Below are 22006 nucleotides of genomic sequence, written 5' to 3'. Positions count from 1 at the left end.
TAAATGCTCCGTAATTGTAATTAACTACTCCAGATTGAAAGGTACAGCGCCAGATAAACAAAATTAGGTATCACGCAGATAAATGCTCCAATCAGGACTTTCCAGTCTTTTTTGATGAAAAGAAGTATCAGCGTAAGAAGTCCAATAAGTCCTGTTGCAAATATTACACCCATTGCTGTGCACATTCCAGCTAGCATGTTTACAAATATCAGCATTATCCAACCGAAGGAAAATGTAGATATTTTCTGCCTGATTCCAGCCTTGGCTACTACCTTCTCTGTAGTATGTTCTACACCAGCACTGTCTGTCTTTTCTTCCTTCTTTTCATCTGTCTTGTCTTCCTTCTTTTCCATCATTTCCAGGAAGATCCAGAAGATAAGGGGAAATACCAGGTTGCATACTATAGCCTTGCCCTGCCATGTTCTCATAAGGAAGAACGTAGCTGGTGTGTGGATTGACACATTTCCGAACATCAAAAGAAAACTTACGATAATCATGAAAACAGGTACAAACTCTTGCTTTTTTCTAAATAAGCTCTTGCCAATCTCTACATAAACAAGATAAACAAGTGGTATCACTATCAGCGGAATAACCGTATGTGACACGATCGTTGCATGAACGCCTGAAACTTTGGCAATGAACGCGATCCACATTGTAATAACCGCCAGCGCATGCCTAATATCAAGAGATGTAGATATTCCTGTGTATGGCAGGATAGTGTTCATAACATCTGCCTGCTGTGCAAGAAGTGACTCAACAACGTAGTAAGCGTCATCCCCATCAAAACTCGCCATTAGCACTGCCATCACCATCTGGAATGCAAGAAGTGCAAAGAAAATTCCCCAGTAAATGTAGGTTTCAAGCTTATGTTTCTTAGCTACTTCTGGATCTGCAGCTTCAAATTCATCACTACTTACGCTACTTCTAGATGCTACATTCATTCCATTGTTCTTTGTATCATTTATTCTCTCATCTGCTTTCCTTACGTAGAAAAGCTTGTTCAAGTTTTTGTCTTTAAATACCGCCAGTGCTGTCTTAATGATTCCTGGAATCATCAATACCCATGCCAAGATTACATAATACTTCACGCAGTAACTGAACGCATTGTACATGATCTTTGTCATGCACGGTATCGCAATAATTTCGAAGCCTGCAACGTAGATAAGGAAGCCCAGAAGGAACGTTATGCCCAGTCTTCTCTTTTCTTTAGGAAGTATGAAGTTAAATGTAATTCCTACCATAAGTGGTGCTATAAGCAACCAAAATATCAAGCTCACCACTCCAAATATGCTCTGTGACAAGTGTTTCTCCTCCATCTCCACGACTAATATATATAACTTGCTAGAAAGCCTTTACCTGCAAGTTTTATTTTTACCCGGTTGCAGGTAATCTCCCGCTACTCTATATCTTAACTTGCTAGAAAACCTTTACCTGCAAGTCTTATTTTTTCCCGGTTGCAGGTAACTCTCCGCAACTCTATACCTAAATTTGCTCAATATCCTTACCTGCAAGTTTTATTTCTTCCCGGATGCAGGTAACCTCCCGCTACTCTATACCTAAATTTGCTCAAAATCCTTACCTGCAAGTTCTAGTTTTTCTCAATTGCAGGTAAAATGAGCTCTAACCTCCGTCCCTAGGGCTCATTCGTCCCTAGGGCTCATTACTTGCTAGAAAACCTTTACCTGCAAGTTTTATTTCTTCCCAGATGCAGGTAACTCCCCGCAACTCTATACCTAAATTTGCTCAAAATTCTTACCTGCAAATTCTAGTTTTTCTCAATTGCAGGTAAAATGAGCCACAACCTCCGTCCCTAGGGCTCATTCCTAGGGCTCAAAAAATGGTCCACTAACCCCGTCCCCTAGGTCCACTTCCTCAATCCATCATGTGTTTCAAGTGTTCCTCGAGGATTGTGATACCCGTGATGTTCTCACCGCCGCGAGGGATGATGATGTCAGCATACTTCTTGCTTGGTTCTACGAACTGCTCGTGCATTGGCTTAACAGTCTCAATGTATTGAGTAAGGATTGAATCAATGCTTCTTGCACGCTCCACCATGTCGCGTCTGATACGGCGAAGTAATCTCTCGTCAGCGTCAGTCTCAACAAATACCTTGATATCCATCAGATCTCTAAGCTCTTTATTTTCAAGGATCATGAATCCCTCAATAATAATGAGTTTCTTTGGCACGATGTGCACTGTAGCATCAGATCTGTTGTGAATAGTGTAGTCATAAACCGGCATATCAATTGCTTCGTTGTTCTTGAGCTTCTTGATATCCTCGATCATAAGGGCAGTATCGAATGCCTCTGGATGATCGTAGTTAAGTCTTGATCTGTCTTCGTAAGAAAGATCATTGTGTGCCTTGTAATATGAATCATGGCTGATGACAACAATATCATCTCCAAATTTCTCTTTGATCATGCGAACGATCGTAGTCTTACCAGATGCTGTTCCTCCCGCAATTCCTACTATTGTTACCTTATCGTTCATAATTACCTCCATATGATCTGTAATAATCGTGAGAAAGGATCTCACCTGTCTCACTGTCAAATATTATAAGCTGAATATCTTCAGCAGCATGTCCGTCGTCGTACAAGTAATTTGTATCTTCATCATCGACAGGGCTCAAGATCCTATAGTACTTCTCTACAAATCTGTAGTAGAGATTACCCATAGCTGTTGGAACGCTCTCCAGGATCTCGCCTCCTTTAGCATCGTAGACCTTGCCAGTAGCGCCGTCCTTGATAACAACATAAGCGCTGTTATCAGTAGAAACCTTGCCACTTCCTGACAGGTTATCAATGATGTGCATCATTGCTGTATCGTGATATACACCAGAATCCTCGTTTACATAGAGGATAAAGCTGTATCCATCAAGCTTTAAAAGATTGAGCTTAACATAGAGATTGTCCTCATCAAGAACCATGTCATCAAGCTCGGCCTGGAACTTCTCGGCATTATCTTCCCAATGTGAATATTCAGGATCTCCTCTATGGTCAATAAGGTCTCCTGTATTAGAAAGCCACTCTCCCATATAATCTGTAACCTTTGTAGCTCCGGTTACATTCAAGTGTCCGTGGTCATTCAGATCAGAATAAAGATCTACCACATCAAGTTCCAGCATATTCAAAAATGGAACATCGTACTCAGCTGCGATCTCGCCTGCCTTAACAGCTGCTGCCTTGTCACCGGTCTCAGCTGCAAATGGATAATAGGTCACTACTACGCCGATTCCCTTATCCTGGCACAGCTCGATGATCTTCCTTAAGTACTCACATCCAACTGTATCCTCTGTCAAATAGTCTCCCTCTGTAGCCTCAGGATGGATAGGAGGATCGATCTCAACCTTATATCTCATCTCTCCGCCAAAGAGCTGATTTCTGTCAGCAGTTCCAGTAAGAGTCTTGAAATCATTGGCTGTTAAGTTCTGCCATCTGTTGTGATAAACAATAAAGTCGTAGAGGAACTCATTCTTTGTCTTTTCATCAGAAATAAGATCATCAATAGCCTTAACCTTAAGGTCATTGTATGGCCAAACATCCATATTTAAGTGAAGCTGCTCGACAGAGGTGTTGATGTCATCATCCTCGTACTCTTCTCTGTCATCAAGATATTTGACATTCTTCTCGATCATGTAGGTATCAACTACAACCCACTCAGGAGTCATATATTCAAGACTCTCCCTAAGCTCCCAATAGGTTGACTGAAGAAGTGAACCGTGTCCGCCCATGTTGTAGGATGTGTATCCATAATCGTCATAAAGAACTACCGGATTGATGGCATTTATTACATGAGATGAACCAATAAAAAGAACATCAATATGTCCTTCCTTAGATTCACTCAAAAAATCTGCATACTTAAAGTCAGAGTCCTTGCGCCTGAGTACCACCGTTGACGCAAAGATGCATCCGCCAAGTATCAAAAGAAATATTACAATTTTAATAGTGTTAAAAATAGTCTTTTTCATTAAGTTTTCCCATCATCAAAACTGCTGATAAATAAAGCTTCCTGCGTCGTATCCAGGTCCCCAGATTCCAAGGATCAGGATAATAAGTACTCCAACAAGTCCGATCAGATAACGAACCCAGATTCCCTGACTCATTATCTTTTCCCTTACAATGATTCCGTAGTAGTTTGCAATATCAACCAGGATAACCAGCATTATTCCAAGGATCGCAACAAGGAAATCCAGTCTTGTAAGGCCGTATGAATAAAGGCTCTGATCCATGATCTGCCATGGAGTAAATACCAAACTATTCTTTATAACCGCAAAAGCCTGTACCATACTAGATGCTCTAAAGAACACCCACGCATAATTCACAAGAAGGAACGTAACAACAATCTTAATGAGCCTGTGTGAAAAAGCTCTTCTCTCAACCTTGAAGGTATCTACAAGGAAGTCTCTGACAGGTCTTAAAAGATATCCTATAACCTGATATACTCCGTGTAAAAATCCCCAGAATACAAAGGTCCAGGCAGCGCCATGCCAAAGCCCTGAAACTGCAAATACGATAAGGACGTTCAGGTACTTACGAACGGTGCCTTTTCTGTTACCTCCAAGTGGAATATAGAGATAATCTCTAAACCAGGTGCTAAGAGATATGTGCCATCTTCTCCAGAATTCAGCAATACTTCCGGAAAGATATGGACTTTCAAAGTTCTTCATAACGTCAATTCCCAGAATCCTTGCCATACCGATAGCAATGTGGGAATATCCTGCAAAGTCGCAGTAGATCTCAAATGTGTAAAAGATAGTAGCCATAAATGCTGTAAATCCCACAGCGCCGGCTGGATTACTATAAACTCCCGCAACGTAGATAGAAAGCCTGTCTGCAATCACCATCTTAAGGAAATATCCCCATAACATCTGGAATAATCCATCACGAAGCCTATCGTAATCAACAGTAAGGGGATAAGTAAACTGTGGAAGCATCTTCCCAGCTCTTTCAATAGGTCCTGACAGGATCTGTGGAAAGAATGAAACAAAAAGTGCATACTTTACCAGATTCCTCTCAGCCTGAATATCTTCCCTGTAAACGTCTATGAGATATCCGATTGCTTTTAACATATAAAAAGAGATACCGGTTACCGCAAGAAGCTTGATAGCGCTATCTGAAGCATCGCCGCCTGTAAGCCCCTTAAAGGTGCCAACAATAAAGCCAAGGTACTTAAAGACTACCAGGGTTCCGATGGTCACAATAAGTGAACCTGTCAGCACCAGCTTCCTTTTACCTTCATCACTTTTTTCCAGCAAAAGAGCTGCACCATAAGTCAGCAATATAACTAGCGCAAGGACTATGGTACTTCCCAGATCTATGCTGCCATAGAAGCAGATACTGGTCACAAAGAGCCAGATATATCTGAACTTCCTTGGAATGACAAAGTTAAATAATACTACAACCGGTAAGAATATGAAAAAGTACAGGGAAATAAAACTACTCATCGAAATTTATTCTCTTTTCTTCTACAACTATTGGTCTGCCGATTACTCGTGTATTGATATTAAGGATGTATTCACCCATAAGTCCGATGAAAAACAGCTGTATAGCACCGATAAGGAACATACCAATGATCATTGGTGCGTAACCTGCGTGGAAGCTATACCAGTGTGTGAGCTTAAGTATAAGGTATACAAAAGCCACGATAATATCTATAAGTGCGCAGATAAAGCCTGCAAAGGTACAAAGACGAAGTCCAACCTTAGTGTATGATGTAATGCTAAGCATTGCTGCATCATAGAGGGTATAGAAGTTATTGTGGGTCTTGCCTGCTCTACGCTGTGGCTGCTCGTACTCGACTGTTGTCATGTTGAAGCCTTCGCCGTACTCAGCAACAATTCCTCTGATAAATGGAATCGGGTCATCAAGCTGTCTAAGGAGCTGGATGAAAGTCTTGTCATAAAGTCCAAATCCTGTAAAGTGCTCGATCATGCGAACACTGGACATATTCTTGATAGTCTTGTAATACATGGTTCTAAGGAAATAGATAAACCCATTTTCCTTACTTGAAGACTTAACACCACTAACGATCTTGTGGCCTTCCTCCCACTTTTTTACAAAAACAGGAATGAGCTCAACCGGATCCTGAAAGTCTGCGCAGATAGGAATAACACAGTCTCCATCAAGAGAGCACATGCCGTGGAATGGAGAGTTAAACTGTCCAAAGTTAGTAACGTTAAAGATTGCCTTGATCTTCTTGTTGCCTTCACAGATCTTCTCAATCTTGTCTCTTGTTCCATCAGTTGATGCGTTGTCGATAAATACGATCTCGTAATCATACTGTGGAAGTTCTGTCTTTAATACATTTTCTGCTGCTGCAGATATTCCCTCTACATTTTCACTTTCATTAAAGCAGGGAATCAAAATACTGATCTTTTTCATAATAATCCTCTAAAACATAACTAATGCGGTGCGATAACACGCACCGCATAAACTCGCTAAATTCAAAAACTTAATCTACCTGAACTTCATCTGAAACTTCTTCAGTTGTTTCATGGTATTCTTTTTCTGTGTTGACATTCCAAATGTTGCTGCGGTCTGTCTCGCCACTCAAGATGTTCTTAACAGTCTCAAAAGATGTGCACATTGAGTGGTCAATATTGTTGTAACGGTGCTGTCCATTACGTCCTACACAATAGAGGTTGTCGATCGTGTTGAGGTAATCAACAAGCTTGTCCATTTCAGCATATGTATCAAAGTAAGCAGGATATGCCTTCTTAACTCTTTCCATGTGATAATCAAGAACTTCATCAGGGCTGTTTATAAGCTTAAGTGTAACCATCTCATCGATAGCCATCTTAGCAAACTCATCTTCAGTCATGTTCCACATTGAATCACCTTCAAAGCAGAAGTACTCAAGGCCTACCCATACTGTGTTCTCAAGGTCTTTTACCAGATAAGGAGACCAGTTATTGTAGATCTGGAATCTACCCATCTTAACTGTTCTGTCCTGAACGTATACCCAGTTATCAGGAACGATACCGCCCATAGTCTTGAGCTTGGTCTTGTTCTCAAGGTTAAGCTTAGGAACCAGAACACCAAGTGTCATGTAATCTCTGTAAGGAAGACCCTTAGCAATTCTAAGTGGATCTGCAGGGACGTCATTCATTCCCTCTACAAGGTCCTTAACAGGCATTGAGCTGATGAAGATATCACCTTCGATCTCCATCTCACTGCCATCCATGAGATATGTGATACCAATGATGTGATCGCCCTTCTTACGGATCTTGGTAACTTTAGCATTCATAACGATAGTTCCGCCAAGCTCCTTGATCTGCTGAGCTGTTACTTCCCAGAGCTGACCAGGTCCAAGCTTTGGATAATGGAACTCTTCGATAAGTGAAGTCTCTACCTTGCCGTCCTTGTTGCCGTGCTTCTTGTTAAGAGCATTCTTGAGAACTGCCATGATAGACACACCCTTAACTCTCTGAGCGCCCCATGAAGGATCGATCTCAGATGGGTGTCTGCCCCAGAGATTCTCTGTGTAGTACTCAAAGAACATTGAGTAAAGCTTCTTACCAAATCTGTTAACATAAAAATCTTCAAGAGACTTCTCTTCTCTCTTGTGGATCATAGCCCCAAGATATGAAAAGCCACATGCTATAGTCTTAAGAAGTCCCATATTCTTGAAGGTCTCAACCTTAAGAGATATAGGATAATCATAGAACTTGCGGTCAAAGAAGATTCTGGATACACGATTACGCTTCAGCATAACCTTGTCAGTCTTCTCAGGATCTGGTCCGCCATCAGCCAGCTCCATCTGTCTCTCTAATGCAATGTCATCGTATGCAGGCTTGCCCTGAAGTGGAAGCATCTTTTCCCACCAGTCGTTTACCTCTGGAACCTTGGAAAAGAATCTGTGTCCTCCCATGTCCATACGATTCCCCTTGTAATTTACAGTCCTGGAAATACCACCAAAAGCCGCTGTCTCCTCAAAAACCACCACCTGATAGTCCTTAGATTTAGACAAAAGCTCATATGCTGCAGTTAAACCTGCAGGACCTGCCCCAATTATTACAACCTTTTTCATTCCTTTATCCTCAATCGTAAATTAATCTATTCAAACATAAGTAGTATACCTTATATAAAGATATTGTTCAAATTTTAGTACACTACCAAAGCAAAATAAAAACCTGCTCCCATGTTTTCTGATGGAAGCAGGTTAAATACCAAAAATTATAGGTTGTGGTTTTATTGTTGCTGCTGTTCCTGGGCTGACTCATTTGCTGCCTCTACAGATGAAGCATCAATTTCCTCCTGAGTTACAGGTGGTGCAAGAAGATACTCGCCGTTTTGCATCTTGGCCCAAGCTTCTGGATAATACTGCTGCATAAGATCATGTCTGAATCTGAAGTACTCATCAGGATCGAAATTAGCAATTTCGATGTTATCACGCTCAAGGTAAGCGTATGGTTCATAACCTTCGTAGAAATTAGGGATATGAGCAAGAAGTCTTGCAAATATCTGTCTACCTGTAAGTGTAAGGTGAACACCATCTATAAGGTACTGCTCAGCAGTATCAAGATAAAGATCTGAGTGCTCTCTGAACATTCCGTCAAAGTCGATGCATCCTTCATCCTCAGAAACATTCTTGGCCTTCTTTGCGTAATCAGCAAGTGTGCCATATCCGTTACTTACAACATATGTATCACCGATAAATGCATCGTTTGTATCCTTGTAGATTCCATAGAATGGAGTCATGATAATGATCTTGGCATCAGGGCTCATCTTCTTTAAGATATCAATACCTGCGCACATAGCATCATAATAGGCATGAATTCTGTTGTCACCATCATACTGGGTGTAATCGATAGGGTTGCCGCTAAAGAAATCGTTGGCACCATACTCGATAACATAGTAATCAACCTTTGCAGGATCGATCTTGTTCATAGTCTCAAGAACTTCCGGATGGCTTGCAAGAACTGCATTTCTATCTGCCTGTCCTGAGTATGCATAAGCCATACCGATGAAGCTATCTGAATTCATAGTAGCTGGATCAACTGATGATGATGAAGCTTCAAGAGCTGCTGTAGTACCACCAATACCAAGGTTATAAACTACTGAATGAGGAACTCTTTGAGAAACAAGTGAAGGGATATCTGTTCCATCTCCTCTTCCGCTTGCCATCTGGCTATCTCCAAAGAATACCATAACTGTCTGATCTTCATCAGCCGCTGCCTGCTTATCAACTGTTGATGTAGAAGCAGAAGCGCTTGACTCTTCAAAAGTAGGCTCTGCAAGACCTTCCATAACTACGATTGAGCTAACTGACGCTGCATCATCCTCAGCAGAATCTTCATTGGAAGCCTCATCTCCCACATACTCATTTGCTGTCTGAACATCATTATTCTTAAGGCCGCAACCTGATACCATTATTGTAATTGTCGATATAACTGCCATTGCAGCCATTAGTTTTCTTTTCATTCTCGTAATTCCTCCTAACAAAACTCATTCTACCACTTGTTTCGGATTTGGAAATAGAAAAGCAAAAAAATTAAGGAAATCTGCTGTTAATCTTAAGAAAGTCTTAAGAAGTTGATGTTATTTCGATAATTAATTATCGGTGCTAACAGCTTCCTTTTGAATCTTATTAAGCTTTTTCATGCCAAGGATCATGGTAAATCCAAATCTCACAAGATTAACTATCACAAGTCCGTAAGCTATTCCGGGAAGTCCCAGCGTATAAGTCATAGGAATAACTACTATGCAGAAAGCTACCGCGTAAACTGCATTTATAAGAAGCTGCAGTTTCTCAGCAGAAAAGCTCATGATGATGACCATAAGTGAACCTGATATGAAGTAAAGGATCTGTCCTAAGTTTGCCACAAAGAAATATGGAACAGTCTCCTCAAAAACATCAGGATACATTATCTGTACAAAAAGATATGATACTCCTGTGCAGCAAATAGCTCCAATAACTGTAAGCACAAGGAATGCTGCTGCGATGATCCCAAATCTCTTTTTATTAAGCTCTATCTTGTAGTTAGTAAGATAGCTTATGATAACGCCGTTTAGCGGAGTTGTGAGCATTGCTACGATCTTACCCACAAGACTTGCTGTGTAGTAAATTGTAACTTCCCTTGAACCAACCGCAAGTCTTAATAAGATCCTGTCTGAGTGAAGGATCAGTGCACCCAGCAAATTACTGGCAGATATAAAGAAAAGAGATTTCATATTCTCTTTAAAGCTACTGGAAATTTCTGTAAATGGCGCCCTAAAGATCCTGCCTCTTACCACGGTGTAGATGATACCAAAGACTTCACCTGTAAGGATCGTAATAACCCAGTTGCCTGTGTATCTATATAACCTAAGGCCTAAGATATAGCCCAAAGAAACTGATGTAAAGAACAGGAAGTAATCAAGGAACTTAATGTTCATCCTGTATTCAACATCAGAATAGTATCTGGCAACAGTTATAGCCATCAGCACAAATACCCAGATAAACTGGATAAGATCAAGGCTATGGATCGCAATAAGTGAACCTATAGTTACAGGTATCGATATCAGGGTGATGATCAGAAGGAAAAGGTTGTAATCACCGTTTGCTTCTGTTCTGTCTTTTTTGGCTACCATACGTGAGTAGCTACCGGCGGTACCAAAGCCTGCACCCATGATGGACACTGCAGATATCAAATAAAGAACGGTGCCAAAAGCATCCGCCCCAACATAAGTCTCAAGTCTTGGGTAGATCAGAAGCTGAAGGACACCGTTATAGATTACCAGCGCAAGTACGCTGAATATAAAGTCTTTTGATGCATTTAAAACTAATTTTTTATTATTACTTTTCATTATCTGAATAATCCGTCTCTTTGTGCCTCTGAAGCATGTTCAGCTGCATCTCAAATTCTCTTCTGTTGTTGATAGCCATTGTAGAAAGGAGCACTCCTACAAAAAAGCTCTGTACAGCAGCCATCATAACAAAGCAGCACACGATAAGTGTTGGTATCCTTGGAACAAGGTGTGTTGCCCAGTACTCCTGAAGGATTGGAACAAAGAAGATAGCTGAAAGTATAGCAAGAAGACCAGCAAGGATTGAGAAAAATCCAAATGGCTTGTAGCTTCTGTAAAGTCTTGCAATAGTCTTAAGCACCTTAAATCCATCAGCGTAAGTGTTGAGCTTGGACTCTGATCCTTCCGGACGATCTCTATAGTCAATAACTACGTTGTCGATCTGCATGTTATTGTAGACAGCGTGGATAGTCATCTCTGTCTCAATCTCAAATCCCTTTGATAGAACAGGGAATGTCTTAACGAATTCATAGCTGAATGCTCTAAAGCCAGTCATGATATCTCTGATGTTACATCCAAAGAGCTTGTTGATGCTGCCTCTTACGAGATTGTTTCCAAAGTTGTGGAATGGTCTCTTGTTTTCCTGATAGTAGGTGCTTGATAATCTGTCACCAACAACCATATCTGAATTATGGTTAAGAACAAGGTCAACCATCTCAGGTGCTGACTCCATAGGATATGTGTCATCACCGTCAACCATTACATATACAAGGGCATCGATCTCGCGGAACATTCTCCTTATAACATTGCCCTTGCCCTGCATGTATTCATTGCGAACTACAGCACCCTCAGCCTCTGCAATCTCAGCTGTGCGGTCCTTGGAGTTATTGTTGTAAACATATATAGTAGCCTCAGGAAGTGCCTTTTTGGCATCTCTGATAACCTTACCAATTGTCTTTTCTTCGTTGTAGCATGGAATCAAAACTGCGATCTTATCCATCTGTACCTCTTTTATCATCTATTTTGCCAGTTGCAAAAATTTTTTGTATTTCAAGTCTGTAGCTTAATTATTGTAACCTCTAATGAATCAAATGACAACCAATCAGGATTTCACCAGCTTCTTTCAGGTTTCCGGAAATCCATATACATAAATAGTATATGGTGAGCTCTTATCTTCATAGGTTCCAATAAGCTCAATGCCTGTTTCCTCGGCATTAGAGATCTCAATCCTTGATAGAATGTACTTGCAATGAAGGTCCTTAAGTGACTGTGCATTGATATAAATATCTGTATCTGTAACACCAGTCATACTCTTTGTTGCCATGACTATTGAAAGGTCAGAACCAGAGTATAGATAACACCTTGCTCCCCAGTCATCGTAGTAAAGTCTTGTAGGCTCCATTCTCTCAAGGGCCGGTGCAATAACCTCTCTAAATCTCTCTTTGTAGCTCTGAGGATAGAATCCCAGATAGCCATCAAGTGTGTAGAAGCCGTTGTACTCAAGGATTGCAGGATGCATGCCATAGGCAACGCAGTAATCCTCGCCGTTGTAATCAAGGTCCTCTTTTATCTTGTCAAAGAGCTCTGTTGAATAGAACTCTCTATAATTAAGGTCATCGTTTTCGTGATGGAACAGTTCCTGTCTTGCTGTCAAAAGAGCTGTTCTATAAAGGTCATTGTATCTTGTAGGAGTTAAAAGAACTATGCCTATAGCTACAATTATCACAACATACTGCATAAAGAGCATGAAGTTAAGAGCGCCCTTTGACTTATGTCTTCTAAACTTGTTGTCAGAGTTCTTTTTATAGCATCTGTAAACGATGATGAACAAAAGAACGCACCAGATAAACGGATTAAAGAAGATTGTCCTGTTGTATTGGAACCCTGTAAGTGGAGGAAGGAGCGTTTCTATCACAAACTCCACAGGCTCTGAATAGTAAAGGCCGTAAACCACGCAGTTAAATACAAGGATCAAAACTCCAAGATTAAAGTAATCAGTAAAGATACCCTCAAAATCTCTGTCAATTATGTACTTCGCATTAAGGTAAATGAAGTAAACTGCGCAGATAGGCATGATAAAGAACTTGTGAAGGTCGTCAACATGCATCATGCCGTTAACAAAGATATTTCCCATTTCCCCCAAAATATCAGGAGCAGAGAGATAAGTCTGGACCATAGTCTCTCTGATAGTTGGCGTATCAGTAAATAGCATCAGGTAAAAGAGTCTGTACTCAAATACCACATTTCCAATAGTAAGGAAGATCAGCGCATATAAAAGGCTAAAAGAAAACTTTTTGTCCTTAATCCAGAGCCAGATGATGGCTATAAACAAATATCCCAGGATAAAGAATCCAAGATATGAGAAATAGGAAACAAATGGGAATAAGAAGATCAAAAACAGCCATTTAAAGCTCTTTTTAAAGGAAGCTCCCGGGCCTTTAGCTTCTGTTCCCGCCCTATAAGCTTTGATAAGTAAAAATATGATCAAAGGAATTGACGCAAATGGAATCCCAAAAGCCGGGAAAAGATTAAGTACGCCATACAAAAGACCTGTTAAAGTAGCAAAATTATCAACATGATCATCATAGAAAACCGGATTGATACTGAAATTTCCATACTTCTTGCCAGCTTCAGTCTTCTCATAGATAACCTCTAAAAGAAGGATCCTCATTGAAAATACAGCAATGATGACCTTAAGGACATATCCTGTAACATAGGCTGCAAAAGGTGGTAAAAACATAAAAAGGACAGTGTACAAAGAAAGCTCACTTGGGAGCACGTCTCTTGATACACCGCCTAAAAATGGAGCATGCACATACTGTGCAAAGAAGCTCCCTGTATTTTGAAGCATTGCAAACTGGGCCTGAAAGAGGTCAAGATTATCCTGGATGGCAATATAACTATTCTCTCCAATTGCGGAATAAAAAATCACAACAAATAAGAGAAACAGAAATACTATGCACTTACCAATGGATAATCTCCTCATATTCTTAGCCCCAAATACTTTTTACTTAATGTTGTCGTCTTCGTTGTTCTTTTTACCAATCTTCATACGCTCGTGTCCGCCAAGCTTATTGGCAGCATCCTGGTCCCCACTCAGGATAGCGTTTACAAGCTGCATACGGAAGCCTGCATCGATAAAGTCGCAGTGCTTACAGAACGGATAATTCTGTCTGCCATCTGCAATCGCTCTACGAACCTTCTGGAAGGCTTCGCTTCCCCACGCCTCTTTGAGAGTCATCTTGGTAAGGTCGCCAAAGTCAGTTTTTTCAAAGTTGTCACAACAGCAAAGACCCATCTTGCCATTTGGCATGATCCACATGTCTGTAAATGGTAAAAGACATGTCTCCTTGATGACCTTCTTTGTCTCCTGCTTGTTTGGAGCACTTCCTGCTCTGTTTGTAAGAACTTCCTGAAGGTATCTCATCTGGATCTGAATATCGAGATCCTTGAACTCCTCAGGATTAGCCTTAACGTAGTCATATACTTCCTGAATACTCTTGTGGAGCTTCATCTCCATTGAGTAGTTGTTGATGATGAGCTGATTGATATATGGTTTGATTGCCTTGAGCTTGTCTACACTGAGGATCAAACCGTTTGTTGACATGAAGATAAAGCAATCAGGGAGCTTCTCCCTTGCGTATTTGTGTCTCTCAACAATCTTGGTGTCAAGCCATGGCTCGTTATTTCCATAAAGAGTAAGATGTCCCTTGTAGCCCCAGTCAGCAAGCTGATCAATAATGCTCTTGTAAAGGTCGTCGTCGATCTTGGCAAGTGGTCTGCACTCTGCGTTTACGTTTGCTGTACAGAATGAACATGTGGAGTTACATCTATTGATAGTCTCGATATTTACTACATTTGGCATTGGAATTTCTTCTGCGTTAAGGAAATAATCGCAGTACTTTTTCTGAGACTTGCTTCTTGTAGCAAACTGTAATTTAAGGTAAGCGTTACTTGCAAGCATTGGGAAATGCTTCCTTGCAAACCATCCAAATTTACCCATGAAACTATTGATTCTTATTGGCATAACTAAAACCTACTTCCTAATATTCTTTATATTCTTAATCTTATCTTTTAAGCTTTTTGGAGATCATGTCCAGCGTTTCCCTGATGCCGAATGCAGCAAATGGGAGCCAGTAAACATAATATCTCATGGCATATCTCGATGATCCTTCCCAGAATTCATGGAACATAATGCCACCAAATATAAGTATCAGTATCAGCATTTCTGAATCTGAAACTTCACCCTTTTCTAAAACATTAAATAAGTATACCACAATTCCAAAATAACAAAAGGTCATAAATACATTCATGATCCATCGTAAAATCGAATTGGTCTTACCAAAGACTAGAGACTTACAAAAGGCCGGCTGATCATCAACATGCCTTGATACAAGGTCAAGATTGTGTGTCGAGATGCAAACCGGGTCAGCCCACTGCGTCAGGAACTTCCTTGCAAGGAATCTTCCCCCGTACAATGGATGCTCTGTAAAAAGAGCTAAGCGTCTCTTTATCTCAGTTATCGCTGCCTCTTTGGTTTTGTCTGTATCATAGTCATTTTCATCAAAGACACGGTAATTGTAGCCGTTGTACCATCCATCCTCAAGGTCGCTTTCCTGAAGTCCCATAGCTATGTGGGATACCGAAGGGCTGCCTGCCGGAATCTCCTCAAGACCAGTAAGTGCGCAGTAATGGGTATTAACAGCTGTCTTGATGCCAAATACCATGACCAGCATTGCCGCAATGATAACTATTGTTCTCTTGACATCTCTTCCTACAGTGTTAGCAAGCTTGTGCTCTCTAACAGTGTGGAGGAGCACCATCATTATAAGTGCAATAACTGCAATCTCGCAATTTGTCTTTAACATAACGGCTATAGCAATGAAAATGCCAGATAAAAGCCCGTATCTAACCTTATCTCTTTTCATATAAAGGATCATGAAATATAAAGCCAAGGTCTGAGGCGCCATACTAAGGATGTCGCCATAGATATAGGTCACATAATTATAGAAAAAAAGGCACCCTGCGGACATAAGAGCCATGATACCGCAGATCTCTCTATCTTCAAACATCTCCCAGGTCATCTTGTAGATAAGGTCTACTGTGATGACGATGGAAACAAGCTGCAGTATATCCCATGCCAGATAATTTCCAGTTCCAAAGATACTGCATACAAGCTGACCAAAATAGACATAGCCAAGCTGAAAAGGCCAAATAAACAAATACCCGCCCTTTTGAGTTAAGGACGAATAATCCCCTGCCATAAAGGCATTTATTATATCATCCAAGGTCTTGGAATCATTAACGGGCTGAGGTTTTATCACAAGGATCAGCATCAGGCAGTAGGCGATGCAAAAGACAAGAGCAAAGCCGATCATCTTTTTGCTGGTAAATACATCTTTTGACTTAAGAAAAGCAAAGATTCCAAATACGAGTATCAATGAAATCAGGAGCAGCGGGATGTTCTCTCTAACGTAGTGAGGGAAATCCACATCCACATGCATTTCATAGGTGATAGTAGTGAGAATGCTGGCTCCAAGCACAGTCAGAGCTGCCACCATCAGGCAGAATAATATTATGTTAAAAAAAACTTTCTTAAGCTTCACCGTACTTTTCTCCAGTATCGCCATTTATGAGCTTCATGATATCTATGGTCACATAAAGGTACGCTGCCACGTAGAAAAGTGATACTACCGGCATATTTATAAGGTCATCTGCTCTGAACAAGGTTCTTGCATAAACAGCAAGGGAGCAGATATTTGCAATAAGCATAGGCCACAGGATCTTTTTCCTAAGAAGGATCGCAAAAGGAGTCAGAAGGAGCAGTACTGAATAGTCGTACCTTTCGTGCATTCCAGGAAGGAGCACAACGCAGGTCCAGGCTGTCCAGATGGCAAGATAAAGAACTGTTCTCTTATCAAGATTTTCCTTTTTCCTGTAGCAGGTGTAGGTGATGATGACAAACACCGCAAAAGTCAGCATGATAGCCGCTGTTGAAAGAAGACTGTCATAGTCATCAAAACCAAGATTGTATAGATTTGGGAAAAATGAAACCATTCCATAGCCTTCAGAATCAAGTTCCCTTGTCTGATAAAGGTATGAAAGGTAGGTTCTCCTAAGGCCATTACCACAGAGAACTTCAGGAAGTCCTGCCATCAGATAGATTGCAGGGATCCACAAAAACTCCAAAATGCTAAAGCTGTTTCTAGCCTGCGCATCCTTGACCACTTTGTCATAGCTGTGGAAGCCCTCAGTAATATAGAGAATTATGAGAACCGGCAAAAAGATCACAGACTGGAGCTTTACTGCAAAGGCAACTCCATACCAGATGAAGGTTGCTCTGTAGTGTTGCTTCAGCATGTGGTAGATTGAGATCAAAATAAAACAGGTATAGATGGAATCCACCTGCTTCCAAAGAGAGCCGTTAAAGGCAACAAATGGAAGAAACAGTGTAGCCACTCCAGCAAACATGGAATGGTGCTTGCGTCCTGTAAGGACATAGAAAATTCCAAAAATAGAACATGCAGATAGCATCTCGCAAACATAGGTCACTACTGAAAGTGGAATCCATGGCTCCACAGGAAGGAGACTACAAAGAGCATACAGCACATTAAGTGGAACATAATAGTCGCCAATAGCGTTACCAAGGCCTTTGATAATGCCGTTTTCTCTATAGAAATCCACCCATGGCTTGTAGTAGCTCTCATAATCAGGAGAAAGAGTTGTCTCTGAAGCAAACCTGCATCTGATAGCTGTAGCAGCAAAGATCATAGCAAGCATGCAGATTTCAAAGAGATATTTACTTATTAGATTTTTGATAAACTTATCAATTCCTAATTCTTTCTTCATGCGTTCTCCATTTTTTATGAATCCAAACATAAGAAGTTTCCATGTTTATTGTTTTCATACTGGGAAGTCATATTTAATCTTGTCTTCTACACTTATTTCTTTTCCCACCTGAACTTCATTCAGTACAAGTTCAGTCTTGGCAATAACAGTATGCTTCTGACCTGCCTTTATGGAGATCACATCTCCGGCCTTCACGTCTTTTTTGACATCATCAAGGATCACAGTTCCCTCGCCGCTCATAACAGTCCACACTTCATCGCGGTGTTCGTGGCTGTGGTAGTGAAGTCTATGCTCTGGCAAAAGAACTACTCTAATGACCAAAGCTTCCGGCTGAACATCAACAACTGTAAATGATCCCCAGGACTTCTCTGCGTATCTGATGTGCTGAGTAAGTCTCTCAACGTAAGGCTTGATAAAGCTTGATCTACCCTTGTCTGCAACAAGGATACCGTCGTTAGAAGCTGCAACTACCATATCCTTAAGGCCCATTGCAATGATTGGAATATTAAGCTCGTTTACAACGTTACTGTTGACGCACTCTTCATCCATCTCGCCCTTACCGATCATGTTCTCATGCATCTCTTCTGCAAAAGTATTCCATGATCCGATATCCTTCCAGGATCCTGAATAGCGAACTACTCCGATTGAAGTTTCATGCTCGCCTACTGCGTAGTCGAAGCTTATCTTGTTACAGTCTTCATAGTGATCGAACAGATCCTGATAATCTTTGAAATCAATGAGCTCGTGAGCTCTATCGATGATATATCCAAGCTTAAATGCGAATACGCCGCAGTTCCAAAGAGCGCCTTCGTCAATATATTTCTGAGCAGTCTCTACATCTGGCTTTTCCTTAAAGGCTGAAACCTTGCTGATGTGCTCTGGTTTCTCAGGCTGAATATAGCCGTATTTTTCTGATGGGTAGGTTGGCTCAACGCCCATAAGGTTTAAGTTGTAGTCACCAGACTTTACCATCTTTTCAAGTTCATTGAAGCAATCAAAGTAGCTATCATCAACATATGGATCTACAGGGCAGATAATAACCGCTTCATCTCTTGATACACCGAGTTTATCCTGCAAAAAAGCTGCTGCAAGAGCAATAGCTGGAAATGTATCTCTTCTGGTTGGTTCTACACAAACTGAAACCTTATCGCCCAGCTGATTGTGAATTGCAGAAACCTGTGACTTACTGGTTGCGATAGTTACAGTAGCGTCTGCGTCAGCTCTTTTGATCTGACCATATACACGCTGAACCATAGACTCAAGTTCATCGCCACCTTCAATAGGGTGGAACATCTTTATAAACTGTTTGGATCTGACATCATTTGAAAGTGGCCAAAGTCTCTTACCACTTCCACCAGACAATAAAACTATATTCATAATATCCTTTCGTACGGCATTTTCTGTATTTTGATCATTTGCGGGACGCTCTCGCTCTGTGAAAAACGTAGCAGTACTATGGTGCTAAAAAACAGCACCTAAGTACTGACGTTTTTCAAAGCCCTTAAATGGTCATAATAAAACCAAAAACCTAAATATACACTTCTATATATGCTTGTAGCATGTATTTTAATTTTTTACGTGTCGCATTTAACTTGTTATCAAGTTCCGGCATGCCTTTTTGCTACTATAAAGCTTTTTGCATGCCATTTTAAGCTTGTTTTATAAGGTATCGGCATGCCTTGGGGAATTTTTCTTGCTTTTTACATGCCGGCAAACCTTAATCTTGCTGATTTTGGCATGCCTTTTTTCAATTTTTAAAGCAATCCGCATGCCAAGCACCGCCGCTATACACGTTCTCTCCGAAGCGGAGCGTCACCCCTTGAAGCTGTTAACAGCCTCGATTACGCGCTCCTGCTCTTCTTTGTACATGCCCGTGTAAATAGGAAGAGAGATAACCTCATTAGCGTAGCGCTCAGTAATAGGAAGGCTACCCTCTGGAAGATTGAGGTAAGCATAAGCTTCTGATCTGTGAGGAGGGATTGGGTAGTGGCAGATTGTTGTGATGCCTTTCTCCTCAAGATAAGTTTTAAACTTGTCACGCATGTTCTCGCCTACGAGCTTACCGTTTTCATCAAACTTACTAGGAACTCTAAGAACATACTGGTGCCATACGCTTGTTGAACCATCGCGGACAACAGGCTTGATAACAAGGTCGTTGTTGATGCCATCGGCATATACCTTAGCAAGCTCTTCTCTTTCTTTTGTGATCTCATCCATGTGAGTTAACTTAACTCTAAGGAGACCTGCCTGGAGCTCATCAAGTCTTGAGTTAGCACCTACTACCATGTTGTAGTAACGCTTCTCACTACCGTAGTTTCTGTAGATCTTCATGAGACGAGCAAGCTCAGGATCATTGGTTGTAACAGCACCTGCATCGCCGAAAGCTCCCATATTCTTGGATGGATAGAAAGAAAAGCATCCAAAATCACCAAAGCTTCCTGTAATCTGGCCATTGTGGCATGCGCCATGGGACTGAGCACAGTCCTCAACAAGTCTGAGATTATGTCTCTTACAGATGTCTACGATCTTAGTCATGTTAGCAGCCTGACCATAAAGGTGAACAACAAGAACTGCCTTAGTTTTATCTGTGATCTTTTCTTCAATCTTGTCAGCATCGATCTGATAATATTCATCAGGCTCAACGATAACTGGTGTTGCTCCGTTGATCGTAATACCCATAACGCTGGCAATATATGTGTTACCCTGAACGATTACTTCGTCGCCCTCACCGATTCCGAGAACCTTGAATGCAAGCCAAAGTGCATCAAGTCCGCTGGCAAGTCCAACTGAGTACTTGGTTCCGATGTATTTTGCAAACTCTTCTTCAAAAGCCTCGTCCTCTTTGCCAAGGATGTACCATCCTGAGCGAAGGACTTCAAGAGCCTTCTTTTCATATTCATCCTGATATCTTTCAAAGCCTCTATCCATACGGCTCTGCATAATCTTATCCATAACTTTTCGCCTTTCTATATTCCATATCTATACATGTACATTTCTCCATACATACATTCATATACACATATACATATCAACTACCTATATATTTTTACATGTGTTTACTCTTTATCGTCATGTCTTTTCACAACATCAATGATAAATGGAGGACGCTTTCTGGACTCTTCAAGAGTTCTCCAGATATATTCTCCCAAAATCGAGAGCATGATGAACATAGCACCAAATCCAAAGAGGACAACCGCCATAAGAGACGCATATCCAAGGATAGGAGTTCCTGTTACGATCTTCTCTCTGATAACCATGATGATTCCGATAAGTGAGCATAGCGCAAAGAAGAAACCAAGTGTTGCCATGCATCTGATAGGAAAATATGAAAAGCTCATCATAGAGTCAACGACAAGCTTGATCTTCTTGCCAAGAGTCCAGCGGGACTCACCAACCTCGCGGTCCTTTCTGTGGAAGTAGATCTTCTCAGTCTTAAAGCCTATCCACATAACCTGAAGGGTAAGGGATGAGTTCTTTTCATCCATTAGCTTAAGTACTTCGATAGCTTTTCTGTCTACAAGGTAGCAGTCGCATCCACCCTGAGGCATGTCCTTATTGATAGTCTTTCTAACAAGCCAGTAATAGCAGCCTGCAAAGAACTTCTTGACAGGGTTCTCATCGCGCTGACCACGGATAGCAAGTACAACCTTGTTGCCTTTCTTCCAGCTCTCGTAGAGGTCCAGAATAAGTGTAGAATCTTCCTGAAGGTCAGCCTGCTTGGTAACTGCGCAATCACCGGTACAAACTGAAAGACCTGCAAGAATTGCTGCGTGCTCTCCAAAGTTCCTTGAAAGCTTGGTTGCAACTACGTTAGGATCCTTTGCTGCGATCTTTTGAATGATCTCCCAGGAATTGTCGCCAGAGCCGTCATCTACGAATACGATCTCGTAGTCGCCGATCTGTCCAAGGATCTTTTCCTTCATGTCATCGTATAACATCTCCAGTGTATCGGAGTTCCAATAAACCGGAATAACAATAGAAATCTTACTCATAGTACTTCTTAGTTTTCTCCCTTTTTAACTTCTTCTATAAATTCATCGTAATCACGAAGATATTCGCTATCGATGTAGTGTTCACTTGCCAGAACCAAAAGAACTGAATCAGGAGAAAAATCGTACATTTCCTTCCATACCATTGGTCCAAGATAAAGGCCCATTCTAGGCTTGTCCAGAACAACTATCTCTTTTTTGTGACCATCGTCCACAAGGACTTTACTGCTTCCGCTGACATTGATCAAAACAAACTTTGTATAGCGGTTTGCGTGCATGCCTCGTCTGATATCCGGGTCAGAGCCTGACATGTAAAAGACTCTTCTGATGTCGAAAGGAATATCAAAGCCTGAACCTTCTGCTACAACAAGGTTTCCTCTCTCATCGCCGTATTCCTTAAACTCCAATAGCTTGTATGGTTCTTTAATTTCCTGCATTACC

General features: G+C 41.1%; 17 protein-coding genes. All 17 read right to left on the bottom strand.

The genetic code is table 11. The annotated features are described in order from the left end of the window. Positions 1-20: 20 nt before the first annotated feature. The 17 genes from bhn_RS03070 to bhn_RS02990 all read right to left on the bottom strand — a co-directional run bounded on the left by bhn_RS03070 (position 21) and on the right by bhn_RS02990 (position 22002). Positions 21-1316, bottom strand: coding sequence for a DUF6077 domain-containing protein (locus bhn_RS03070; protein WP_257786647.1), 1296 nt, complete (start codon positions 1314-1316; stop codon positions 21-23). A 556-nt stretch (positions 1317-1872) separates the two neighbouring features. Then, positions 1873-2490, bottom strand: a complete 618-nt coding sequence (udk, locus tag bhn_RS03065; RefSeq protein WP_071175318.1) for a uridine kinase — start codon at positions 2488-2490, stop codon at positions 1873-1875. Further along, complete coding sequence (locus bhn_RS03060; RefSeq protein WP_071175317.1) at positions 2480-3967, bottom strand: hypothetical protein; 1488 nt, start codon at positions 3965-3967, stop codon at positions 2480-2482. Before bhn_RS03060 ends, udk begins: the two co-directional genes overlap by 11 nt. A gap of 15 nt (positions 3968-3982) precedes the next feature. Continuing rightward, positions 3983-5443 carry an MBOAT family O-acyltransferase gene (locus tag bhn_RS03055; RefSeq protein WP_071175316.1) on the bottom strand — a complete coding sequence of 487 codons (1461 nt, stop codon included), beginning with the start codon at positions 5441-5443 and terminating at the stop codon, positions 3983-3985. Then, positions 5436-6380: a glycosyltransferase family 2 protein gene (locus tag bhn_RS03050; RefSeq protein ID WP_071175315.1), complete on the bottom strand. Its 945-nt coding sequence runs from the start codon at positions 6378-6380 to the stop codon at positions 5436-5438. Before bhn_RS03050 ends, bhn_RS03055 begins: the two co-directional genes overlap by 8 nt. Before the next feature lie 70 nt (positions 6381-6450). Further along, positions 6451-8028, bottom strand: coding sequence for an NAD(P)/FAD-dependent oxidoreductase (locus bhn_RS03045; RefSeq protein ID WP_071175314.1), 1578 nt, complete (start codon positions 8026-8028; stop codon positions 6451-6453). A gap of 161 nt (positions 8029-8189) precedes the next feature. Then, complete coding sequence (locus bhn_RS03040) at positions 8190-9422, bottom strand: SGNH/GDSL hydrolase family protein (protein ID WP_071175313.1); 1233 nt, start codon at positions 9420-9422, stop codon at positions 8190-8192. A gap of 129 nt (positions 9423-9551) precedes the next feature. Further along, positions 9552-10787 carry a lipopolysaccharide biosynthesis protein gene (locus bhn_RS03035; RefSeq protein WP_071175312.1) on the bottom strand — a complete coding sequence of 412 codons (1236 nt, stop codon included), beginning with the start codon at positions 10785-10787 and terminating at the stop codon, positions 9552-9554. Beyond that, complete coding sequence (locus bhn_RS03030; RefSeq protein ID WP_071175311.1) at positions 10777-11727, bottom strand: glycosyltransferase family 2 protein; 951 nt, start codon at positions 11725-11727, stop codon at positions 10777-10779. Before bhn_RS03030 ends, bhn_RS03035 begins: the two co-directional genes overlap by 11 nt. Before the next feature lie 123 nt (positions 11728-11850). Next, positions 11851-13713 (bottom strand): DUF6044 family protein, encoded by a 1863-nt coding sequence (locus bhn_RS03025; protein ID WP_071175310.1) that lies wholly within the window; start codon positions 13711-13713, stop codon positions 11851-11853. Positions 13714-13734: 21 nt separating this feature from the next. Next, on the bottom strand, positions 13735-14754 hold the full coding sequence (locus bhn_RS03020) for a radical SAM/SPASM domain-containing protein (protein WP_071175309.1): 1020 nt from the start codon (positions 14752-14754) through the stop codon (positions 13735-13737). Positions 14755-14794: 40 nt separating this feature from the next. Beyond that, entirely contained in the window at positions 14795-16333 is a 1539-nt protein-coding gene (locus bhn_RS03015) for a glycosyltransferase family 39 protein (protein WP_071175308.1), read from the bottom strand. Further along, positions 16323-17576 carry a hypothetical protein gene (locus bhn_RS03010; RefSeq protein ID WP_071175307.1) on the bottom strand — a complete coding sequence of 418 codons (1254 nt, stop codon included), beginning with the start codon at positions 17574-17576 and terminating at the stop codon, positions 16323-16325. Before bhn_RS03010 ends, bhn_RS03015 begins: the two co-directional genes overlap by 11 nt. Before the next feature lie 54 nt (positions 17577-17630). After that, entirely contained in the window at positions 17631-18953 is a 1323-nt protein-coding gene (locus tag bhn_RS03005) for a sugar phosphate nucleotidyltransferase (RefSeq protein WP_071175306.1), read from the bottom strand. Between the two features lie 435 nt (positions 18954-19388). After that, complete coding sequence (locus tag bhn_RS03000; RefSeq protein WP_071175305.1) at positions 19389-20528, bottom strand: DegT/DnrJ/EryC1/StrS family aminotransferase; 1140 nt, start codon at positions 20526-20528, stop codon at positions 19389-19391. 104 nt (positions 20529-20632) lie between these two features. After that, positions 20633-21568, bottom strand: a complete 936-nt coding sequence (locus bhn_RS02995) for a glycosyltransferase family 2 protein (protein ID WP_071175304.1) — start codon at positions 21566-21568, stop codon at positions 20633-20635. 8 nt (positions 21569-21576) lie between these two features. After that, complete coding sequence (locus bhn_RS02990) at positions 21577-22002, bottom strand: sugar 3,4-ketoisomerase (protein ID WP_071175303.1); 426 nt, start codon at positions 22000-22002, stop codon at positions 21577-21579. Between the last annotated feature and the right edge of the window lie 4 nt (positions 22003-22006).

It is taken from the genome of Butyrivibrio hungatei, assembly GCF_001858005.1.
In the GTDB taxonomy this organism is placed as follows: Bacteria; Bacillota; Clostridia; order Lachnospirales; family Lachnospiraceae; genus Butyrivibrio; species Butyrivibrio hungatei.
The sequence above is the reverse complement of the archived record's forward strand: the minus strand, read 5'-3'. Positions and strand labels throughout refer to the sequence as shown.